This window comes from Pseudomonas sp. Mb7, assembly GCF_054790525.1.
Genome location: NZ_CP186501.1, coordinates 350,758 through 369,592 on the forward strand (window position 1 = coordinate 350,758; position 18,835 = coordinate 369,592).

Sequence of the window (18,835 nt, forward strand, 5' to 3'; positions counted from 1 at the left end):
AGTTTGCCCATGAGCGAAGCCCACGCCGCGTTGATCACCCGCTTCTACCAGGCCTTCCAGCGCCTCGATGCCGAAGCCATGGCCGCCTGCTACACCGACGACGTCGTGTTCAGTGATCCGGCCTTCGGCGAACTGCGCGGGCGCGATGCCGGCGACATGTGGCGCATGCTCACCACCCGCGCCAAAGACTTCTCGCTGACCTTCGACAACGTCCGCGCCGATGAGCGCAGCGGTGGCGCACATTGGGTCGCGACCTACCTGTTCAGCCAGACCGGCAACATTGTCATCAACGATATCCAGGCCCGTTTCGTCTTCCGTGACGGCAAGATCTGCGAGCACCACGATCACTTCGATCTGTGGCGCTGGTCGCGTCAGGCCCTCGGTTTCAAAGGCCTGCTGCTGGGCTGGACGCCACTGGTGCGCAACGCCGTGCGCGCCCAGGCATTGAAGGGACTGAAGGCATTTCAGGCCGGTCGCTGATAAGATCGCCGCCTGTTTTCCTACACGTTCAGATCCCGAAGTGACCAGCCTTAGCGAAAAATCTGTCGACGTCGCCGAACCCGTGAGCAAGTCCTGGTTCGTCTACCTCGTTCGCGCCGCCAATGGCTCGTTGTACTGCGGGATCAGCGACGATCCGGTGCGTCGTTTCGCCAAGCATCAAAGTGGCAAAGGCGCACGGTTCTTCCTCTCCAGCCCGGCGATGGCGCTGGTTTATACCGAACTGTGCCGCGACAAGAGCGATGCGCTACGCCAGGAACGTTTGATCAAAAAACTCAGGAAGAGCGCCAAGGAATGCCTGGTCGCGTCTTATCAATCTGACTGATTGCAACAAAAGACGAGTTCGAGCGCATCAACAGCATCACAAGCAATGACGTGATCGCTGCGTGGCGAATGAACTCAGCGCTGGGGGGGATGCCAGAGAATGCGGCGGGGTTTGGTGATATCGAGAAGATAGATCGGGTTTATACAAATAATGAGATACGACCGATTAGCCAGTTGTTCAATCAGGTGAACAGATCGCTGCGACATGACAGGAAAATTTATTGGGCATCTTTATAGTAAATCAATTGTATTAATATAATTTTAAATCGCAAAATCTACTAAAGACCTGTCAGGTTTGACAGTGGTTTCGATCTTCTTTTAATGACAGGCTAAAGGCTCCAGTCTTACCAATACTAAGACTTTAATTTAGCTGGCTAGTGTTTAGGAGCTTCAAAATGTCGAAGGCAGCAGAGTTTCCGATCGTGAAAGCTATTGATACCGAGGTGTCCGTTAGGGATAAGTTTGCGAAAGAGTATGGGTTGTCTACTCCAATAGTTGAGGTTCGTCTCGACTGGGCGCGAAACATAGCCACGGTTGTTTATAATGATATTCAGCTTAGCGCGCGTGGCGTTGATGCTTACAGCGCGCCCTCAATAGAAAAAACGACAACTATCAAAAGATGATTGTATTCTTATCTTTTAGTGTTGGTTGGTCGGCGGGTGCAGAGTTTGCATTTATCAATTAGCGTGTGCTGCTGTTTTAAAGGCTTTAGGGGTAAGTTGGCGAGGAGTGGATTTAATGGTGTTGGAATTTAGGTTTTGTCATGTCTGAGTCGGTCTAAATGACGGTGAGCTGCAAAGCCTGTGATGAGAAAGGTCGGATTGTTTCTCGAGAAGAGCTTTCATTGGAGTTCGCTCGACTTTACTGTCAATGCGGCTCGACTGCATGTGGGCATACTTGGGTCACTAATCTTACATTTTTACACACACACTCAATCCGCTTGCTCAAGCGGTTGATCGCCTACTGTTCGACCGACTACGAGCTTTACCACGCGAAAAACAACATGATTTATTTGAGTAACTTAGGTCTTTACCATAGTGGCGAGAGTACACCTCTCGCCACTAATTTCATTTACTCAGTGGGCACTAATTTATCCACCACCTGATTGACAGCCATCTCCGCCACCATGACGATTTGCGCTATGCCTTGCAGTGTTTTACGACGTGGGCCTTCTAACTGGCCGGCAAAATCATTGAGCATCACACTCGCCGACCCCAAGGTTTCACACGCGTCGACCAGCAGGGATTCGGCATCCGATTGCGGGTTGGCCATGTAGAGGCGGTTGGGTTGATAGGGCGTCTCCATGATCCGGGCCGTGGGTGGGCCTAAATAATGGTCGAGTGCGCGTTCGGCGGCTTCGTTGAGTTTTTTCGAATCGGGGGATTCGTAGGGGGATGTCGGATCGGTGACGGCTGCCAGGTCTATGGTCGGCGGGTTTGGCGTTATCTTGAACATGGGAGTGTACCTCGATGAGGCCGTAACCTTCCCGCCGCTAAGCGAAAGGGTGGCGGCTATGCGCAAGTTAGCGGACCGGTCACTCCGAAACCCGGCGCACCCGAGGGTGCCATGCGCACAGCCACCATCAAGCGCAGGCGAATGCCTGACGGGATGATACTTGTGCAACCGGAAGTGAACGAAACCAAGCCGCTAAGCTCGATCACTGGAAATCAGTGACGGTTCCAAGTTACGCAGCCAGTCCAAGGCGCACAAGCCGGCGGATTCTGGCGCACGCGTAGGCAGTGGCGCAAGAATTTGTGGGCCTTTGCGCGTAACACTGAGTGTCTTTAAACGGATGTGGAAAATTGCGTGTAATTACCGAAGAGTTCCATGACTTTTTCAGTCGGACAGTGCGCTAACGCCATATCTGGATGACGCGATCACTGCAGCACTCTTATCAATCTGACTGATCAGTTCCCATCAGGCAGATCTGTAGGCTGCTAAGCAAATGCGCGCTAAGCTGCCAGCTCACTATCTGAGCGGCGGAGCCGAGCATGTCCGAGTTGATTCTGCATCATTACCCGACCTCCCCATTTGCCGAGAAGGCCCGTCTGCTGCTGGGCTTCAAAGGCTTGTCGTGGCGCTCGGTGCATATCTCGCCGGTGATGCCGAAACCGGATCTGACCGCCCTGACCGGCGGCTATCGCAAGACCCCGGTGCTGCAGATTGGCGCTGATATCTATTGCGACACTTCTCTGATCGCGCGGCGTCTGGAGCAGGAAAAGGCGTTGCCGGCGTTCTTCCCCGAAGGCCAGGAATTCACCGCTGCCAGTTTTGCCACGTGGGCTGACTCGGTGGTGTTTCAACATGCGGTGAGTCTGGTGTTTCAGCCAGAATCGGTGGCGGTTCGTTTTGCCAAGCTGCCGCCGGAAGCGATCAAAGCGTTTATTGCCGACCGCGCCGGTTTGTTCTCGGGCGGCAGTGCCACACGTCTGTCCGCCGAACAGGCCAAGCATCAATGGCCGACGATCATGGCCCGCCTTGAGCAGCAGTTGCAGCGCGAGCAAGGCGACTTCCTGTTTGGCGAGCCGTCGATTGCTGACTTCGCATTGGCGCATCCGCTGTGGTTCCTCAAGGCGACGCATGTGACGGCGCCGCTGGTGGATGAGTATCCGGCGGTTTCGGCGTGGCTGAGTCGAGTGCTGGGCTTTGGTCATGGCGCGGCGAGTGCGATGACCTCCGAGGAGGCGCTTGAGATTGCACGCAACGCGACACCGGCGGCATTGCCGGATGAGCAGTTTGTTGATCCGAACGGCTACAAGGCTGGGCAGCAGGTGGCGATCGCCGCGACGGATTACGGGGTTGATCCGGTGGTGGGTGAGTTGCTGTTTGCCGGTAGCGAGGAGTTGATCATTCGTCGTGAAGACGAGCGTGGCGGTGTGGTGCATGTGCACTTCCCGCGCTTTGGTTTCCGCATCGAAGCCCGCTGATCTCTCAAGTCTGATGCAAAACTTTGTAGGAGTGAGCCTGCTCGCGATAGCGTTGTGTCAATCGGCGGATTTATCGACTGACACACCGCTATCGCGAGCAGGCTCACTCCTACAGGTTATTTCAGGGCGGCGAGGATTTCGTCCGGGTCGAACCCGCGAATCAACGTACCGTTAACGTCGATCAACGGAATCCCGCGTCCACCCAATGCCTCATACGCCTTGCGCGCCTCGGCATCCTTCTCGATATCGAACTCCTTGAAGGGAATGCCCTTACTGTCGAGAAAGCGTTTGGTCTGCTTGCAGTAGCCGCACCAGTCGGTGGCGTAGAGCACGACGCTGGCCTGTGCGCGCGTCTGCTCTGCAACCATTTGCGACGGGTTGAACACCCGCTCGATCTTGCCCCAGTTCTGATAGACGACCACCACCAGCAGAACCAGTGCAACCTTCTTCAGCACATTGCCGAGCATCAGTTACGCCGCTTCAACTGATCGGTCAGCGACGTCGGCAGGCCTTTGATCACCAGCGTGCCAGCCTCTTCGTCGTATTCGATCTTCGAACCCAGCAGGTGTGCTTCAAAGCTGATCGACAGGCCTTCGGCGCGGCCGGTGAAACGGCGGAATTGATTCAGGGTGCGTTTGTCCGCCGGAATCTCTGGCGACAGGCCGTAGTCCTTGTTGCGAATGTGATCATAGAAGGCTTTCGGGCGCTCTTCGTCGATCAGCTCCGACAGCTCTTCCAGACCCATCGGTTCGCCGAGTTTGGCCTGACTGCTGGCGTAATCGACCAGGGTCTTGGTCTTCTCGCGGGCGGAGTCTTCCGGCAGGTCTTCGCTTTCGACGAAGTCACTGAAAGCCTTGAGCAGCGTGCGGGTCTCGCCCGGGCCGTCGACGCCTTCCTGGCAACCGATGAAGTCGCGGAAGTACTCGGAGACCTTTTTGCCGTTCTTGCCTTTAATGAACGAGATGTATTGCTTGGACTGCTTGTTGTTCTGCCACTCGGAAACGTTGATCCGCGCCGCCAGGTGTAACTGGCCGAGGTCGAGGTGGCGCGAAGGGGTCACGTCCAGCTCATCGGTCACCGCCACGCCTTCGCTGTGGTGGAGCAGGGCGATGGCCAGGTAATCGGTCATGCCTTGCTGATAGTGGGCGAACAACACGTGACCGCCGACCGACAGGTTCGACTCTTCCATCAGCTTCTGCAGGTGCTCGACCGCGACTTTGCTGAACGCGGTGAAGTCCTTGCCGCCTTCCATGTATTCCTTCAGCCAGCCGCTGAACGGGAACGCACCGGACTCCGGATGGAACAGGCCCCAGGCTTTGCCCTGTTTGGCGTTATAGCTCTCGTTGAGGTCGGCGAGCATGTTCTCGATGGCTGCAGACTCGGCCAGCTCCGTGTCACGGGCGTGCAGAACTGCGGGCGTGCCGTCGGGTTTTTTGTCGATCAGGTGGACGATGCAATGACGGATCGGCATGGGCTTCTCGGCTGTTGGAAGGGAGGAGGGCAGGCTCCCCCGAAAAAGCGCCCAGTGTACCGCAACCACTGGTTTTGGCGCGGGTTGTAGGGCAAAACCGGGGCGCGCACTGACGCATATGCAGTTTTTTACCGATTTAGCGCAATAAAGCTGACCAAATGGGTAGCTAGAGGCGGATATTTCCCCGTCTCTGTGCTAGTTTTGCCCGGTCTTACGCGAAGTCACTGCGTTAAGCGTGCAATCAGCATTTGTCAGGTCGAACCAAACCCTGATTTCGGTATCTATAACCCGACTCGTCGTGGTTATCGCCGAGGGTGCCAGATCCAGAAGATCGGGCTCGATGGCTGACACTGCACTCTGCAATCCATATGAATTTGATAGGGAAGGAACACTACATGGCTCTTACTAAAGACCAACTGATCGCCGACATCGCTGAAGCTATCGACGCGCCGAAAACCACCGCGCGTAACGCTCTGGACCAACTGGGCCAAATCGTTGCCGATCAGCTGGAAAACGGCGGCGAAATCACCTTGCCAGGTATCGGCAAGCTGAAAGTGACCGAGCGTCCTGCCCGCACTGGCCGTAACCCTTCGACTGGCGCTGCCATCGAAATCCCTGCTAAGAAAGTGATCAAGCTGGTTGTGGCCAAAGGCCTGACCGACGCTGTGAACAAGTAAGACGCAGCGATAAAAAAACCGTGCACCGGAGCGATCCGGGCACGGTTTTTTTGTGTCTGCGATTTGGCGACTGAGTCGCAGGGCCAGTGTGGGAGCGAGCCTGCTCGCGAATGCGGTGGTTCAGTCGATATTGAAGCTAACTGACACGCCGCCTTCGCGAGCAGGCTCGCTCCCACAGGGGACCTGCTGTGTGTTAGCGAACCCAGCGCTCGCGGCGCCAGATCTGCTGCTCGGACTTGGTCTGGAACGTCCAGGCGACGAAACGGCTTTGCTTCTGGCCCTGCGACATCTCCACGACCTGACTCTCCAGCACACCGGCCTTCTTCAGCGCGGTTTCGATGGCCGGCAGGTTCGACGCTTTCGACACCAAGGTGCTGAACCACAGCACTTTATGCTGGAAGTTCGCGCTCTCGGCGATCAGTTGCGTCACGAAACGCGCTTCGCCACCTTCACACCACAACTCCGCCGATTGCCCGCCGAAGTTCAACACCGGCAGTTTGCGTTTCGGATCAGCCTTGCCCAGTGCGCGCCATTTGCGCTCGCTGCCCTTGGTCGCTTCATCCATTGAGGCGTGGAACGGCGGGTTGCACATGGTCAGGTCAAAGCGCTCACCCGGTTCCAGCAAGCCGATCAGGATGTGCTTGCGGTTTTCCTGCTGGCGCAGCTGGATCACCTTGTTCAGATCGTTGGACTGAACGATGGCTTTGGCTGCGGCCACGGCGGTCGGGTCGATCTCCGAGCCGAGGAAATGCCAGCGGTACTCGCTGTTACCGATCAGCGGATACACGCAGTTGGCGCCCATGCCGATGTCCAGCACGTTGACGATCGCGCCGCGCGGGACCTTGCCGTCGTTCATGCTCGCCAGCAAGTCGGCGAGGAAGTGCACGTAATCGGCACGGCCCGGCACCGGCGGGCAGAGGTAGTCCGCCGGAATGTCCCAATGCTGGATGCCATAGAACGACTTGAGCAACGCCCTGTTGAACACGCGCACCGCATCGGGGCTGGCGAAGTCGATGCTTTCCTTGCCGTACGGATTGGTGATCACGAACTTCGCCAGTTCCGGCGTGGTCTTGATCAGCGCCGGGAAGTCGTAACGACCCTGATGACGATTGCGCGGGTGCAGGCTGGCCTTTTCACGCGGCGCAACGGTCTTGGCCGGGGTCGCGGAGTCAGGCTTTTTGCGCGCAGGTTTGGGTGTGCGGGGGGCGTTCATGGGCGTGGTCGATTCGGGTATGGCTGAAAGTGGCGGGTATTGTCCCACATATAAACCGCACGCGACCAAACGGGTGTATTTGCAGGGTAAATGAAATTCTTTATTCCAAATTTGTCTTGATAACCTGTCAGATTTGACAGTTGGCAGCGGCTGCATTTTTGATTTTACTTGGTTAGACGCCTTGTAAAGGTTCAGGGCTCTTTCTGAGAGTGATGATAATGATTGAATTGACTGCTGCCACCTTTCCCAGTGCTAACCATGGATTCATCGCATGTTCCAGTAATCCCAGTCCTGTCAACGGTGTTCCTGTTCGTATAATGATTCAACCGGGCATGATGGCTGGGGATCGGATTGAGTTAAAAACGCAAGGCTATTCGACGGCCAACGGAATGGATCCTGTTCCCGGCACAGAAACCACGGTTGTTTACACCTTGGGTTCTATTGGTGGAGAGTCGTTCGTGGAACTGAATGTAGGCCCCTACGCAACGGCGATCAAACCCATTCGGAGCGGATCGCTAGGCGCTCAGTATTCAGTCGAGCGTAATGGAGTGGATATTGGGGAGTCGAAAAGAGCGCTAGTGAAAATCGACTTGAATCTTCCAGGTGGCGGGACATGTCCTGAGTAACTGGCGGGCACAAAAAAGGGAGGCCAATGCGGCCTCCCTTTTTCATTGCGATTTGCCGTTACAGGCTGGCAATTCGCGCGTGTTGCTCGGCCAGTTTGCCCAGGGCTTGTTCTGCCTCGGCCAGTTTGGCGCGTTCCTTCTCGATGACTTCGGCCGGGGCCTTGTCGACGAAACCGGCGTTGGACAATTTGCCGCCAACGCGCTGGACTTCGCCCTGCAAACGCAGGATTTCCTTGTCCAGACGCGCCAGTTCTGCGCCCTTGTCGATCAGACCGGCCATCGGCACCAGCACTTCCATCTCGCCAACCAGAGCGGTGGCGGACAGCGGTGCTTCTTCACCAGCCTGCAGAACGGTGATCGATTCCAGACGCGCCAGCTTCTTCAGCAGCGCTTCGTTCTCGGTCAGGCGGCGCTGGTCTTCAGCGCTGACGTTCTTCAGGTAGATCGGCAGTGGCTTGCCCGGGCCGATGTTCATTTCACCACGGATGTTACGCGTGCCGAGCATCAGTTCCTTGAGCCATTCGATGTCGTCTTCGGCGGCCGGATCGATGCGCTCTTCGTTGGCCACTGGCCACGCTTGCAGCATGATCGTCTTGCCCTGAATGCCGGCCAGCGGCGCGATGCGCTGCCAGATTTCTTCAGTGATGAAAGGCATGAACGGATGCGCCAAGCGCAGCGCCACTTCCAGCACGCGAACCAGCGTACGACGGGTGCCGCGCTGACGTTCAACCGGTGCGTTCTCGTCCCACAGCACAGGCTTGGACAGCTCCAGGTACCAGTCGCAGTACTGGTTCCAGATGAACTCGTACAGCGCTTGTGCTGCCAGGTCGAAACGGAATTGATCCAGCTGACGGGTCACTTCGGCTTCAGTGCGTTGCAGTTGCGAGATGATCCAGCGATCCGCCAGCGACAGCTCGTAGGCTTCGCCGTTCTGGCCGCAGTCTTCGCCCTTGTCCAGAACATAACGCGCGGCGTTCCAGATCTTGTTGCAGAAGTTGCGATAGCCTTCGACGCGGCCCATGTCGAACTTGATGTCGCGACCGGTCGAGGCCAGCGAGCAGAAGGTGAAGCGCAGGGCGTCGGTGCCGTAGCTGGCGATGCCGTCGGCGAATTCGTCGCGGGTCTGCTTCTCGATCTTCTTCGCCAGTTTCGGCTGCATCAGGCCGGAGGTGCGCTTCTGCACCAGTTCTTCCAGCTCGATACCGTCGATGATGTCCAGCGGGTCAAGGACGTTGCCCTTGGACTTGGACATCTTCTGGCCCTGGCCATCGCGCACCAGACCGTGCACATACACGGTCTTGAACGGAACCTGCGGCGTGCCGTCCTCGTTCTTGATCAGGTGCATGGTCAGCATGATCATCCGGGCAACCCAGAAGAAAATGATGTCGAAGCCCGTCACCAGCACGTCGGTGGAGTGGAATTTCTTCAGGAACTCGGTCTGCTCAGGCCAGCCCAGGGTGGAGAACGTCCACAGACCCGAACTGAACCAGGTGTCGAGTACGTCGTTGTCCTGCTGCAGGGCAACGTCCGGACCGAGGTTGTGCTTGGCACGCACTTCGGCTTCGTCGCGACCGACGTAGACTTTGCCCGACTCGTCGTACCAGGCCGGAATCCGGTGGCCCCACCACAGCTGACGGCTGATGCACCAGTCCTGGATGTCGCGCATCCACGAGAAGTACATGTTTTCGTATTGTTTCGGCACGAACTGGATACGGCCGTCTTCAACAGCGGCAATCGCAGGCTCGGCCAAAGGCTTGGTCGACACGTACCACTGGTCGGTCAGCCACGGCTCGATGATGGTGCCGGAGCGATCGCCTTTCGGTACTTTCAGGCCGTGGTCGTTGACGCTGACCAGCAGGCCGGCGGCGTCGAACGCAGCAACGATTTGCTTACGCGCTTCAAAACGCTCAAGACCGGCGTACTCAGCCGGAATCGCGCCATCGATGCTGTCGTTCAGCGTGCCGTCGAGGTTGAACACCTGGGCTGCCGGCAGCACGTTGGCGTTCTTGTCGAAGATGTTCAGCAGCGGCAGGTTGTGGCGCTTGCCGACTTCGTAGTCGTTGAAATCGTGGGCCGGGGTGATTTTCACGCAGCCGGTGCCGAATTCAGGATCGCAGTAATCGTCGGCGATGATCGGGATGCGGCGGCCAACCAGTGGCAGCTCGACAAACTTGCCGATCAGGGCCTGGTAGCGCTCATCGTTCGGGTTCACCGCAACGGCGGAGTCGCCGAGCATGGTTTCCGGACGGGTGGTCGCGACGATCAGGAAATCGTTGCCATCGGCGGTTTTTGCGCCGTCAGCCAGCGGGTACTTCAGGTTCCACAGGAAACCTTTCTCGTCGTGGTTTTCCACTTCGAGGTCGGAAATCGCCGTGTGCAGCTTGGTGTCCCAGTTGACCAGACGCTTGCCGCGGTAGATCAGGCCGTCTTCGTGCAGGCGCACGAAGGCTTCTTTGACCGCTTCCGAGAGACCGTCGTCCATGGTGAAGCGCTCGCGGCTCCAGTCGACGGACGAGCCGAGGCGGCGGATCTGACGGCTGATGTTGCCGCCGGATTGATCCTTCCACTCCCAGACCTTCTCGAGGAATTTCTCGCGGCCCAGATCGTGACGATTCTGGCCGGTGGCTTCCAGTTGACGCTCCACCAGCATTTGCGTAGCGATGCCGGCGTGGTCGGTGCCCGGCTGCCACAGGGTATTGCGACCCTGCATGCGGCGGAAACGGATCAGGGCGTCCATGATCGCGTTGTTGAAACCGTGACCCATGTGCAGGCTGCCGGTGACGTTCGGCGGCGGGATCATGATGGTGTAGGAGTCGCCCGCGCCTTGCGGGGCGAAGTAGTTCTCGGACTCCCAGGTGTTGTACCAGGAAGTTTCAATGGCGTGCGGCTGGTAGGTCTTATCCATGCGCGGCGGGACCCTATTGGCATTAATTCAGGAAAAGCCGACGAGTATAGCGGGGCATGGGGCCGAGGGCGAGCGGGGAGGACTGGGTGGAGATCTAAATGTAGGCGCTGCCGCAGGCTGCGATCTTTTGATCTTGTCTTTAAAAAACAAAGGTCAAAAGATCGCAGCCTGCGGCAGCTCCTACACGGGGCGCGTTATTCGTACTGGCTGAGCAGCCGTTCCATGCGCGCGTCGAGGCGGCGTTTGATTTCGGTTTCGATGTGCGGCGCGAAGTCGTCGATCACGTCTTGCATGATCAATTGCGCGGCGGCGCGCAGTTCGCTGTCGAGGTGGAGCAGGGCGTCCGGGCCTTTAGCGGCGGTCGCAGCCGGTGGTGCGGCGGGTGTCGGAGCTGGCGCGGGTGGTGGTTCGACAGCGGCGGGTTCGGCGCCGACCGAATCAAACAACATCGGAATCTGTTCCTGTTCACCGTCATCGACGGTGTCGGTCAACAGCGGTGGTTGCAGGTTGTCATCGCCGAGTAACTGGCGGATCGATTCAAGATCATCCAACAGGTGCGCGGACTTTTGTTGCGGTTTCGGAGTGTCCATTGGAATGCTCAGAGTCGCTGTAAACGGTGGTCTTGCAGAGGATAGCCCTGTTCGCGGTAGAAACGGAAACTCTCCCGCGCAGCCGCCCGAATTGTCGGATCTTCAACCACCACTTCCGCCACCCGGGCGAATTTGTTGGCAAAGGCCGGGACTTTCAGGTCGAGGTTGACCAGCAAATCCTGGTGCTGACCGCAGTCATCACCCAATCCCAACACAATCAAACCGTCCGGTTCGCTGTCGGCCGGACCGTGCGGCACGAAGGTCTCGCCCTTGAATGCCCACAGGCGCGCATCGAGATCATCACGCTGGGCGGCATCGCTGCAATGCAGGTAGATGCGGTGCCCCATGCGCCAGGCTTTTTCGGTGAGCTTGCAGGCAAAGTCCAGGCGAGCCGAAGGATCGGCGCTGGGCAGGATATAGAAGTCGACTTTGGTCATTGCGGTTCCAGAGCAGCAGGCGGCGTCACCCGAAAGTGACGCCGCCGGTCAGCGGGTTCAGGCTTTGGCGCGATCCAGCAGGTACTGGGTCAGCAGAGGCACCGGACGGCCAGTGGCGCCCTTGTCCTTGCCGCCGCTGGTCCACGCGGTGCCGGCGATGTCCAGGTGCGCCCAGTTGAGGTTCTTGGTGAAACGCGACAGGAAGCACGCAGCAGTGATGGTGCCGGCTTTCGGCCCGCCAATGTTGGCGATGTCGGCGAACGGACTGTCCAGTTGCTCCTGGTATTCGTCGAACAGCGGCAATTGCCAGGCGCGGTCGTCGGCAGTCTGGCCAGCGCTCAATAGTTGGCCGATCAGTTCGTCGTTGTTGCCCAGCAGGCCCGAGGTGTGCGCGCCCAGTGCCACGACGCAAGCGCCGGTCAGGGTGGCGATGTCGATCACCGCTTGCGGCTTGAAACGCTCGGAGTAGGTCAGCGCATCGCACAGCACCAGACGGCCTTCGGCGTCGGTGTTGAGGATTTCCACGGTCTGGCCGCTCATGGTGGTGACGATGTCGCCCGGACGCGAGGCATTGCCGCTCGGCATGTTTTCCGCGCAGGCAAGGATGCACACCAGGTTGATTGGCAGTTTCAGCTCAAGCACGGCACGCAGGGTACCGAACACGGAGGCTGCGCCGCCCATGTCGTACTTCATTTCGTCCATGCCGGCACCCGGTTTCAGGCTGATGCCGCCGGTGTCGAAGGTGATGCCTTTACCAACCAGTGCGTACGGCTTCTCGGATTTCTTGCCGCCGTTGTATTGCATGACGATCAGGCGCGGCGGCTGGGCGCTGCCCTGGCCGACGGCATAGAACGAACCCATGCCCAGGGATTTGATCTTCTTCTCGTCGAGGACTTCGACTTTCAGGTCCTTGAACTCTTTGCCCAGATTCTTCGCTTGTTCACCAAGGAAGGTCGGGTGGCAGATGTTCGGCGGCAGGTTGCCCAGGTCGCGGGTGAATGCCATGCCGTTGGCGATCGCGGTAGCGTGATTCACCGCGCGCTGCACTTCGGCCTGAGCAGCCTTGATGGTCAGCAGGGTGATTTTCTTCAGGGCGCGCGGTTCGGCTTTCTGGCTCTTGAACTGGTCGAAGGTGTATTCGCCATCCACCAGGGTTTCTGCCAGCAGACGGGTTTTGCCGTAGCTGTCGCGGTTTTTGACAATGATTTCATCCAGTGCCAACACGGCGTCGCTGCCGCCCAGACCTTTCAGGGTGTTAAGGATGCCGGCAACGATTTTACGGAATGGACGGTCGCCCAGTTCCTCATCCTTGCCCACGCCGACCAGCAACACGCGCTCGGCTTTCAGGTTCGGCAGGCTGTGCAGCAGCAGGCTTTGACCGACTTTACCAGCCAGATCGCCACGCTTGAGGACGGCGCTGATCGCGCCACCGCTCAGTTCGTCGACCTGTTTGGCGGCGACACCGAGTTTGCGGCCTTCGCCGACGGCAACCACCAGGGTGGCGGTTTTCAACGTTTCTGGGCTAACGCTTTTTACAACCAGTTCCATGTCCGGATCCCTGAATGAATGGTCAACACGCAGGCGTTCGACGGTGTCCGCAGTCGCCTGCTTATAGAGAGAAGAGGCGCAGGCCAAAGCCTGCGACAAGGGCCGCAGTTTGAACCCCGCTCCCCGCACCTGACAACCCTAGGGGGCGTTCTCAATTAGTTTTCACACCGCGTTGTCCTTAAAGCCAGCCAGGCAAGGCGCAGGCCGCTGGGAATGGTTGTTCCCTTTCCAAGGCCTGCAACGCAGACTGGCCGGCTTTAAGGCACAACCCGAAGGGCCGGGCCTGCTGTTGTGCAGGGCTGCGTTGCTCCAAGCTTATTTGGAATGACCAAACCACGCTTCTCGCGCCTTGCCCAGCACAACAGCAGACCCGGCGCGGTGTGAAAACTAATTGAGAAAGCCCCCTAGGTTGTACGATCTGCAAAGGATTACAGACATGGATGAGTGTGCGCAGTGACAGGCGCCCTCAATCACAGGATAATGCCGCATCTTTTTTCGACGGCTCTGCGTTGCGGGCCGGTCGATGTGTTTGCTTGTTTGGCCGCCTTAGCCTGACAACCCTGGAGTGTCTGGTTTGATCGTCTTCCGTTATCTGTCCCGCGAAGTCCTGTTGACCCTCAGCGCCGTGAGTGCCGTGCTGCTGGTCATCATCATGAGCGGTCGCTTCATCAAATACCTCGCTCAGGCCGCTGCTGGCCAGCTCGATCCGGGCTCGCTGTTCCTGATCATGGGCTTTCGTCTGCCGGGGTTCCTGCAACTGATTCTGCCGCTGGGCCTGTTCCTCGGGATCCTGCTGGCGTACGGTCGCCTGTACCTGGAAAGCGAGATGACTGTGCTTTCGGCCACCGGCATGAGCCAGCAGAAGCTGTTTCGCATGACCTTGTTCCCGGCGACCCTGGTCGCGCTGGTCGTCGCGTGGCTGAGTCTGGGCCTGGCCCCGCAAGGCGCTAACCAGTTCCAGTTGCTGCTGAACAAGCAGGACGCCCTGACCGAATTCGACACCCTCGAGCCGGGTCGCTTTCAGGCCCTGCGTGATGGCACTCGGGTCACCTATACCGAGACCTTGAGCGACGATCGCGTCAATCTGGGCAGCGTATTCATTTCGCAAAAGAACCTCGGTGCCGATCAAAAGGATCGCGGGATTTCCGTGCTGGTGGCCGAAAGCGGTCGCCAGGAAGTGCGTCCCGACGGCAACCGCTACCTGATCCTCGATAACGGCTACCGCTACGACGGCAGTCCGGGTCAGGCCGATTACCGCGCTATTCATTACGAAACCTACGGTGTGCTGCTGCCCAAGCCGGATGTCAGCGAAGAAGTCACCGACCGTGACGCCATGCCGACCTCGTCTCTGCTGGGCAGCGATGACATCCGCTCCAAAACCGAACTGCAATGGCGTTTGTCCCTGCCGCTGCTGGTGTTTATCGTGACCCTGATGGCGGTGCCGCTGTCGCGAGTCAATCCGCGCCAAGGGCGTTTCCTCAAGCTGCTGCCGGCGATTCTTCTTTATATGGCTTACCTGACCATTCTGATTGCCGCCCGCGGCGCCCTTGAAAAAGGCAAGATCCCGCCAGCCCTGGGCCTTTGGTGGGTGCATGCGATCTTCCTGTTCATCGGTCTCGGTTTGCTCTATTGGGAGCCGCTGCGTCTGAAGATGGCCAGCCGTCGCGCTGCAGCGCTGGAGGTGGCCCGTGGTTAAACTCGACCGTTACATCGGCAGCAGCGTGTTCATGGCGATCATCGCCGTGCTGGCAATCATTCTTGGTCTGGCGACCTTGTTTGCCTTCATCGATGAGATGGGCGACGTCAGCGACACCTACACCCTCGTCGATGTCCTCAGCTTCGTATTGCTGACCGCGCCACGCCGTCTCTACGAAATGTTGCCAATGGCCGCACTGATCGGCTGCCTGATCGGCCTCGGCAGTCTGGCCAGCAGCAGTGAGCTGACCGTCATGCGCGCCGCTGGCGTGTCCATCGGCCGGATCGTCTGGGCTGTAATGAAACCAATGCTGGTGCTGATGCTGGCCGGCGTACTGATCGGCGAGTACGTTGCTCCTGCGACCGAAAGCATGGCCCAGGCCAATCGCTCGCTGGCGCAAGGCAGCGGCGACGCGCAAAGCGCCAAGCACGGTATGTGGCACCGTCAGGGTGAAGAGTTCATCCACATCAACGCCGTGCAACCCAACGGCCTGCTGTATGGCGTGACCCGTTATCACTTCGACAAAGAGCGTCACCTGCTGAGTTCGAGTTTCGCCAAGAAAGCCGAGTTCGACGGCAATAAGTGGCAACTCACCGACGTTGCCACCACGCTGTTCCATGAACGCAGCACCGAAGTCGTCAATACCCCGAGCGAGCAATGGGACGTGGCGTTGAGCCCGCAATTGCTCAGCACCGTGGTCATGGCACCGGAATCGCTGTCGATCAGTGGTTTGTGGGGCTACATCCACTATCTGTCCGAGCAGGGCCTGAGCAACGGCCGCTACTGGCTGGCATTTTGGGTCAAGGTGTTGCAGCCGCTGGTGACCGCAGCACTGGTGCTTATGGCGATCTCCTTCATTTTCGGTCCGCTGCGCTCGGTAACCCTCGGTCAGCGGGTGTTTACCGGCGTGCTGGTGGGCTTCACTTTCCGTATCGTCCAGGATTTGCTCGGCCCGTCGAGCCTGGTGTTCGGTTTCTCGCCGCTGTTTGCGGTGCTGGTGCCGGCCGGGGTCTGTGCGCTGGCGGGTGTCTGGCTGCTGCGAAGAGCCGGTTGATGACAGGCGATTGACCTGTGCTTTAAACCTCGAAAACGCCTCGGTCGACAGATCGGGGCGTTTTTGCATGCAATCCGGGTGACAGGCGAACGTGACGCTTGCGCCGTGTATCAGGTACAATTCCCGGCTATTTTTCGGCGGGCTATGCCTGCAGCCTTTTTGAGTGTTGATCCGTGAGTGATTTGAGTCATATCCGCAATTTCTCCATCATCGCCCACATTGACCATGGCAAGTCGACGCTGGCCGATCGCTTCATCCAGATGTGCGGCGGCCTGGCCGAGCGTGAAATGGAAGCCCAAGTACTGGATTCCATGGATCTGGAGCGTGAACGCGGGATCACCATCAAGGCCCACAGCGTTACCCTCTATTACACCGCCAAAGACGGCATCAAGTACCAGTTGAACTTCATCGACACCCCGGGCCACGTCGACTTCACCTACGAAGTCAGCCGTTCCCTGGCTGCGTGTGAGGGTGCCTTGCTGGTGGTCGATGCCGGTCAGGGCGTTGAAGCTCAGTCCGTAGCCAACTGCTACACCGCGATCGAGCAGGGCCTTGAGGTCATGCCGGTGCTGAACAAGATCGACCTGCCGCAGGCCGATCCTGATCGCGTAAAAGACGAAATCGAGAAGATCATCGGCATCGATGCCACCGACGCCGTCACCTGCAGCGCCAAGACCGGCCTGGGTGTCGACGAAGTCCTCGAGCGTCTGGTGCACACCATTCCTGCGCCGACCGGCAACATTGAAGATCCGCTGCAAGCGTTGATCATCGACTCCTGGTTCGACAACTACCTGGGCGTTGTTTCCCTGGTGCGTGTACGTCATGGCCGCGTGAAGAAGGGCGACAAGATCCTCGTCAAGTCCACCGGCAAGATCCATCTGGTCGACAGCGTGGGCGTGTTCAACCCGAAACACACCGCCACCACTGATTTGAAAGCCGGCGAAGTGGGCTTCATCATCGCTAGCATCAAGGACATTCACGGTGCACCGGTCGGTGACACCCTGACCCTGGCCTCGACCCCGGATGTTGAAGTGCTGCCCGGCTTCAAACGCATCCAGCCACAGGTTTACGCCGGTCTGTTCCCGGTCAGTTCCGACGACTTCGAGGACTTCCGCGAAGCGCTGCAGAAGCTGACCCTCAACGACTCGTCGTTGCAGTACACCCCGGAAAGCTCCGACGCACTGGGCTTCGGCTTCCGTTGCGGCTTCCTTGGCATGTTGCACATGGAAATCATCCAGGAGCGCCTCGAGCGCGAGTACGACCTGGACCTGATTACCACTGCGCCAACGGTAATTTTCGAGCTGGTGCTGAAAACCGGTGAAACGATTTACGTCGACAACCCATCCAAGCTACCGGATGTGTCGTCGATCGAAGACATGCGCGAGCCGATCGTGCGGGCCAACATTCTGGTGCCGCAGGAACACTTGGGCAACGTCATCACCCTGTGCATCGAGAAGCGTGGCGTTCAAGTCGACATGCTGTTCCTCGGCAATCAGGTGCAGGTCACCTACGACCTGCCGATGAACGAAGTGGTCCTGGACTTCTTCGACCGTCTCAAATCCACCAGCCGCGGCTATGCTTCGCTGGATTACCATTTCGATCGTTACCAATCGGCTAATCTGGTGAAACTGGACGTGCTGATCAACGGCGACAAGGTCGATGCCCTGGCGTTGATCGTGCACCGTGACAACTCGCACTACAAAGGTCGCCAGTTGACCGAGAAGATGAAAGAACTGATTCCTCGTCAGATGTTCGACGTAGCCATTCAGGCCGCCATCGGTGGTCAGATCGTTGCCCGGACAACCGTCAAGGCGCTCAGAAAGAACGTATTGGCCAAATGCTACGGCGGTGACGTCAGCCGTAAGAAGAAACTGCTCGAGAAGCAAAAGGCCGGTAAGAAACGCATGAAGCAGGTCGGCAACGTGGAAATTCCACAAGAAGCCTTCCTCGCAGTGCTCAGGTTGGATAGTTAGGTCCTATGTCACTAAATTTCCCGCTGTTGCTGGTCATCGCCGTGTTCGTCTGCGGCCTGTTGGCGTTGCTTGATCTGTTGATCCTGGCGCCGCGTCGGCGTGCTGCCATTGCCTCCTATCAAGGCAGTGTCAGCCAGCCTGATGTAGTGGTCGTTGAAAAACTGAACAAAGAGCCGCTGCTGGTCGAATACGGCAAGTCGTTCTTCCCGGTGTTGTTCATCGTGCTGGTGCTGCGCTCGTTCCTCGTTGAACCGTTTCAGATCCCTTCGGGCTCGATGAAACCCACCCTGGACGTCGGCGACTTCATTCTGGTGAACAAATTTTCTTACGGGATCCGTCTGCCGGTGATCGACAAGAAAATCATCGAAGTGGGTGATCCGCAGCGCGGTGACGTGATGGTGTTCCGCTATCCAAGTGATCCGAGCGTCAATTACATCAAGCGTGTAGTCGGCCTGCCGGGCGATACGGTGCGTTACACCGCCGACAAGCGTCTGTTCATCAATGGCGAGTCGGTGGCCGAACAGTTGGTCGGCCCGGAGCCGGGCATGCTCGGCAGCGCCGAGTTCTACAAAGAAAAGCTCGGCGCTGCCGAACACCTGATCCGCAAGGAAATGAGCCGTTACCGCGCCACGCCGGACCATACTTGGACCGTGCCGGCCGGGCACTACTTCATGATGGGCGACAACCGCGACAACTCGAACGACAGTCGCTACTGGGATGATCCGAACATTCCCAAGGATCTGCTGGGCATGGTTCCAGACCAGAATATCGTCGGCAAGGCCTTCGCGGTCTGGATGAGCTGGCCGGAATCAAAACTCAGTCACCTGCCGAATTTTTCGCGGGTTGGCCTGATCAAGTAATTACACACGGCGCTGTTGACCACAGCGCCGAATGCA

General features: G+C 58.2%; 18 protein-coding genes and 2 pseudogenes. 12 read left to right on the plus strand and 8 right to left on the minus strand.

What is annotated here, in order from left to right; genetic code table 11:
• The first annotated feature begins 9 nt into the window (after positions 1-9).
• The 5 genes and pseudogenes from ACOYXH_RS01535 to ACOYXH_RS01555 all read left to right on the plus strand — a co-directional run bounded on the left by ACOYXH_RS01535 (position 10) and on the right by ACOYXH_RS01555 (position 1,842).
• Complete coding sequence (locus tag ACOYXH_RS01535; protein WP_077571232.1) at positions 10-480, plus strand: nuclear transport factor 2 family protein; 471 nt, start codon at positions 10-12, stop codon at positions 478-480.
• A 40-nt stretch (positions 481-520) separates the two neighbouring features.
• A complete protein-coding gene (locus ACOYXH_RS01540) occupies positions 521-823 on the plus strand; it encodes a GIY-YIG nuclease family protein (RefSeq protein WP_008083651.1) in 303 nt (100 codons plus the stop codon).
• A gap of 8 nt (positions 824-831) precedes the next feature.
• Positions 832-1,059: pseudogene (locus ACOYXH_RS01545) on the plus strand (phage portal protein); the annotation flags it as partial.
• 158 nt (positions 1,060-1,217) lie between these two features.
• Positions 1,218-1,445 carry a hypothetical protein gene (locus ACOYXH_RS01550; RefSeq protein ID WP_258709291.1) on the plus strand — a complete coding sequence of 76 codons (228 nt, stop codon included), beginning with the start codon at positions 1,218-1,220 and terminating at the stop codon, positions 1,443-1,445.
• 158 nt (positions 1,446-1,603) lie between these two features.
• Positions 1,604-1,842 (plus strand): annotated as a pseudogene (locus ACOYXH_RS01555) (ogr/Delta-like zinc finger family protein).
• Between the two features lie 51 nt (positions 1,843-1,893).
• Here ACOYXH_RS01555 and ACOYXH_RS01560 read toward each other — a convergent pair.
• The gene (locus ACOYXH_RS01560; RefSeq protein ID WP_095050959.1) at positions 1,894-2,277 is read right to left on the minus strand and encodes a DUF6124 family protein; all 384 of its coding nucleotides are present in this window, start codon (positions 2,275-2,277) and stop codon (positions 1,894-1,896) included.
• Between the two features lie 536 nt (positions 2,278-2,813).
• On the opposite strand from ACOYXH_RS01560, the gene ACOYXH_RS01565 reads away from it, so the two are divergent.
• The gene (locus ACOYXH_RS01565) at positions 2,814-3,749 is read left to right on the plus strand and encodes a glutathione S-transferase family protein (protein ID WP_460410209.1); all 936 of its coding nucleotides are present in this window, start codon (positions 2,814-2,816) and stop codon (positions 3,747-3,749) included.
• A 116-nt stretch (positions 3,750-3,865) separates the two neighbouring features.
• Here ACOYXH_RS01565 and ACOYXH_RS01570 read toward each other — a convergent pair whose 3' ends face one another.
• Both ACOYXH_RS01570 and yejK read right to left on the minus strand, forming a co-directional pair.
• Positions 3,866-4,216, minus strand: a complete 351-nt coding sequence (locus tag ACOYXH_RS01570; protein ID WP_108226232.1) for a glutaredoxin family protein — start codon at positions 4,214-4,216, stop codon at positions 3,866-3,868.
• Positions 4,216-5,220 (minus strand): nucleoid-associated protein YejK, encoded by a 1,005-nt coding sequence (gene yejK / locus ACOYXH_RS01575; RefSeq protein WP_016984999.1) that lies wholly within the window; start codon positions 5,218-5,220, stop codon positions 4,216-4,218. Before yejK ends, ACOYXH_RS01570 begins: the two co-directional genes overlap by 1 nt.
• A 395-nt stretch (positions 5,221-5,615) precedes the next feature.
• On the opposite strand from yejK, the gene ACOYXH_RS01580 reads away from it, so the two are divergent.
• The gene (locus ACOYXH_RS01580) at positions 5,616-5,897 is read left to right on the plus strand and encodes an HU family DNA-binding protein (RefSeq protein WP_003221909.1); all 282 of its coding nucleotides are present in this window, start codon (positions 5,616-5,618) and stop codon (positions 5,895-5,897) included.
• Positions 5,898-6,090: 193 nt separating this feature from the next.
• Here ACOYXH_RS01580 and rlmF read toward each other — a convergent pair whose 3' ends face one another.
• Positions 6,091-7,110, minus strand: coding sequence for a 23S rRNA (adenine(1618)-N(6))-methyltransferase RlmF (rlmF, locus tag ACOYXH_RS01585; RefSeq protein WP_460410210.1), 1,020 nt, complete (start codon positions 7,108-7,110; stop codon positions 6,091-6,093).
• A gap of 218 nt (positions 7,111-7,328) precedes the next feature.
• Between rlmF and ACOYXH_RS01590 the strand changes: the two genes are divergently transcribed.
• Positions 7,329-7,736, plus strand: a complete 408-nt coding sequence (locus tag ACOYXH_RS01590) for a hypothetical protein (protein WP_220558054.1) — start codon at positions 7,329-7,331, stop codon at positions 7,734-7,736.
• A 58-nt stretch (positions 7,737-7,794) separates the two neighbouring features.
• Here ACOYXH_RS01590 and ACOYXH_RS01595 read toward each other — a convergent pair whose 3' ends face one another.
• The 4 genes from ACOYXH_RS01595 to ACOYXH_RS01610 form a co-directional block, all read right to left on the minus strand.
• On the minus strand, positions 7,795-10,641 hold the full coding sequence (locus ACOYXH_RS01595) for a valine--tRNA ligase (protein ID WP_258709293.1): 2,847 nt from the start codon (positions 10,639-10,641) through the stop codon (positions 7,795-7,797).
• Positions 10,642-10,835: 194 nt separating this feature from the next.
• Positions 10,836-11,231 carry a DNA polymerase III subunit chi gene (locus tag ACOYXH_RS01600; RefSeq protein WP_127925934.1) on the minus strand — a complete coding sequence of 132 codons (396 nt, stop codon included), beginning with the start codon at positions 11,229-11,231 and terminating at the stop codon, positions 10,836-10,838.
• Between the two features lie 8 nt (positions 11,232-11,239).
• Positions 11,240-11,668: a DNA polymerase III subunit chi gene (locus tag ACOYXH_RS01605; RefSeq protein ID WP_064118423.1), complete on the minus strand. Its 429-nt coding sequence runs from the start codon at positions 11,666-11,668 to the stop codon at positions 11,240-11,242.
• 57 nt (positions 11,669-11,725) lie between these two features.
• Complete coding sequence (locus ACOYXH_RS01610) at positions 11,726-13,216, minus strand: leucyl aminopeptidase (RefSeq protein WP_095050953.1); 1,491 nt, start codon at positions 13,214-13,216, stop codon at positions 11,726-11,728.
• Between the two features lie 574 nt (positions 13,217-13,790).
• On the opposite strand from ACOYXH_RS01610, the gene lptF reads away from it, so the two are divergent.
• From lptF to lepB, 4 genes are all read left to right on the plus strand, one after another.
• Positions 13,791-14,912 (plus strand): LPS export ABC transporter permease LptF, encoded by a 1,122-nt coding sequence (gene lptF / locus ACOYXH_RS01615; RefSeq protein ID WP_095050952.1) that lies wholly within the window; start codon positions 13,791-13,793, stop codon positions 14,910-14,912.
• Positions 14,905-15,966: an LPS export ABC transporter permease LptG gene (lptG, locus tag ACOYXH_RS01620; protein WP_093436914.1), complete on the plus strand. Its 1,062-nt coding sequence runs from the start codon at positions 14,905-14,907 to the stop codon at positions 15,964-15,966. The genes lptF and lptG overlap by 8 nt, the downstream gene beginning before the upstream one ends.
• A gap of 173 nt (positions 15,967-16,139) precedes the next feature.
• Complete coding sequence (gene lepA / locus ACOYXH_RS01625) at positions 16,140-17,939, plus strand: translation elongation factor 4 (protein WP_008083639.1); 1,800 nt, start codon at positions 16,140-16,142, stop codon at positions 17,937-17,939.
• Between the two features lie 5 nt (positions 17,940-17,944).
• On the plus strand, positions 17,945-18,799 hold the full coding sequence (lepB, locus tag ACOYXH_RS01630; RefSeq protein WP_095050950.1) for a signal peptidase I: 855 nt from the start codon (positions 17,945-17,947) through the stop codon (positions 18,797-18,799).
• Positions 18,800-18,835 lie beyond the last annotated feature (36 nt).

Bases quoted from the DNA above. Each gene is read 5' to 3' on its own strand.
- ACOYXH_RS01535 (WP_077571232.1), top strand. From the start codon at position 10: ATGAGCGAAGCCCACGCCGCGTTGATCACCCGCTTCTACCAGGCCTTC.
- ACOYXH_RS01550 (WP_258709291.1), top strand. From the start codon at position 1,218: ATGTCGAAGGCAGCAGAGTTTCCGATCGTGAAAGCTATTGATACCGAG.
- ACOYXH_RS01560 (WP_095050959.1), bottom strand. From the start codon at position 2,277: ATGTTCAAGATAACGCCAAACCCGCCGACCATAGACCTGGCAGCCGTC.
- ACOYXH_RS01565 (WP_460410209.1), top strand. From the start codon at position 2,814: ATGTCCGAGTTGATTCTGCATCATTACCCGACCTCCCCATTTGCCGAG.
- ACOYXH_RS01570 (WP_108226232.1), bottom strand. From the start codon at position 4,216: ATGCTCGGCAATGTGCTGAAGAAGGTTGCACTGGTTCTGCTGGTGGTG.
- yejK (WP_016984999.1), bottom strand. From the start codon at position 5,220: ATGCCGATCCGTCATTGCATCGTCCACCTGATCGACAAAAAACCCGAC.
- ACOYXH_RS01580 (WP_003221909.1), top strand. From the start codon at position 5,616: ATGGCTCTTACTAAAGACCAACTGATCGCCGACATCGCTGAAGCTATC.
- rlmF (WP_460410210.1), bottom strand. From the start codon at position 7,110: ATGAACGCCCCCCGCACACCCAAACCTGCGCGCAAAAAGCCTGACTCC.
- ACOYXH_RS01590 (WP_220558054.1), top strand. From the start codon at position 7,329: ATGATTGAATTGACTGCTGCCACCTTTCCCAGTGCTAACCATGGATTC.
- ACOYXH_RS01595 (WP_258709293.1), bottom strand. From the start codon at position 10,641: ATGGATAAGACCTACCAGCCGCACGCCATTGAAACTTCCTGGTACAAC.
- ACOYXH_RS01600 (WP_127925934.1), bottom strand. From the start codon at position 11,231: ATGGACACTCCGAAACCGCAACAAAAGTCCGCGCACCTGTTGGATGAT.
- ACOYXH_RS01605 (WP_064118423.1), bottom strand. From the start codon at position 11,668: ATGACCAAAGTCGACTTCTATATCCTGCCCAGCGCCGATCCTTCGGCT.
- ACOYXH_RS01610 (WP_095050953.1), bottom strand. From the start codon at position 13,216: ATGGAACTGGTTGTAAAAAGCGTTAGCCCAGAAACGTTGAAAACCGCC.
- lepB (WP_095050950.1), top strand. From the start codon at position 17,945: ATGTCACTAAATTTCCCGCTGTTGCTGGTCATCGCCGTGTTCGTCTGC.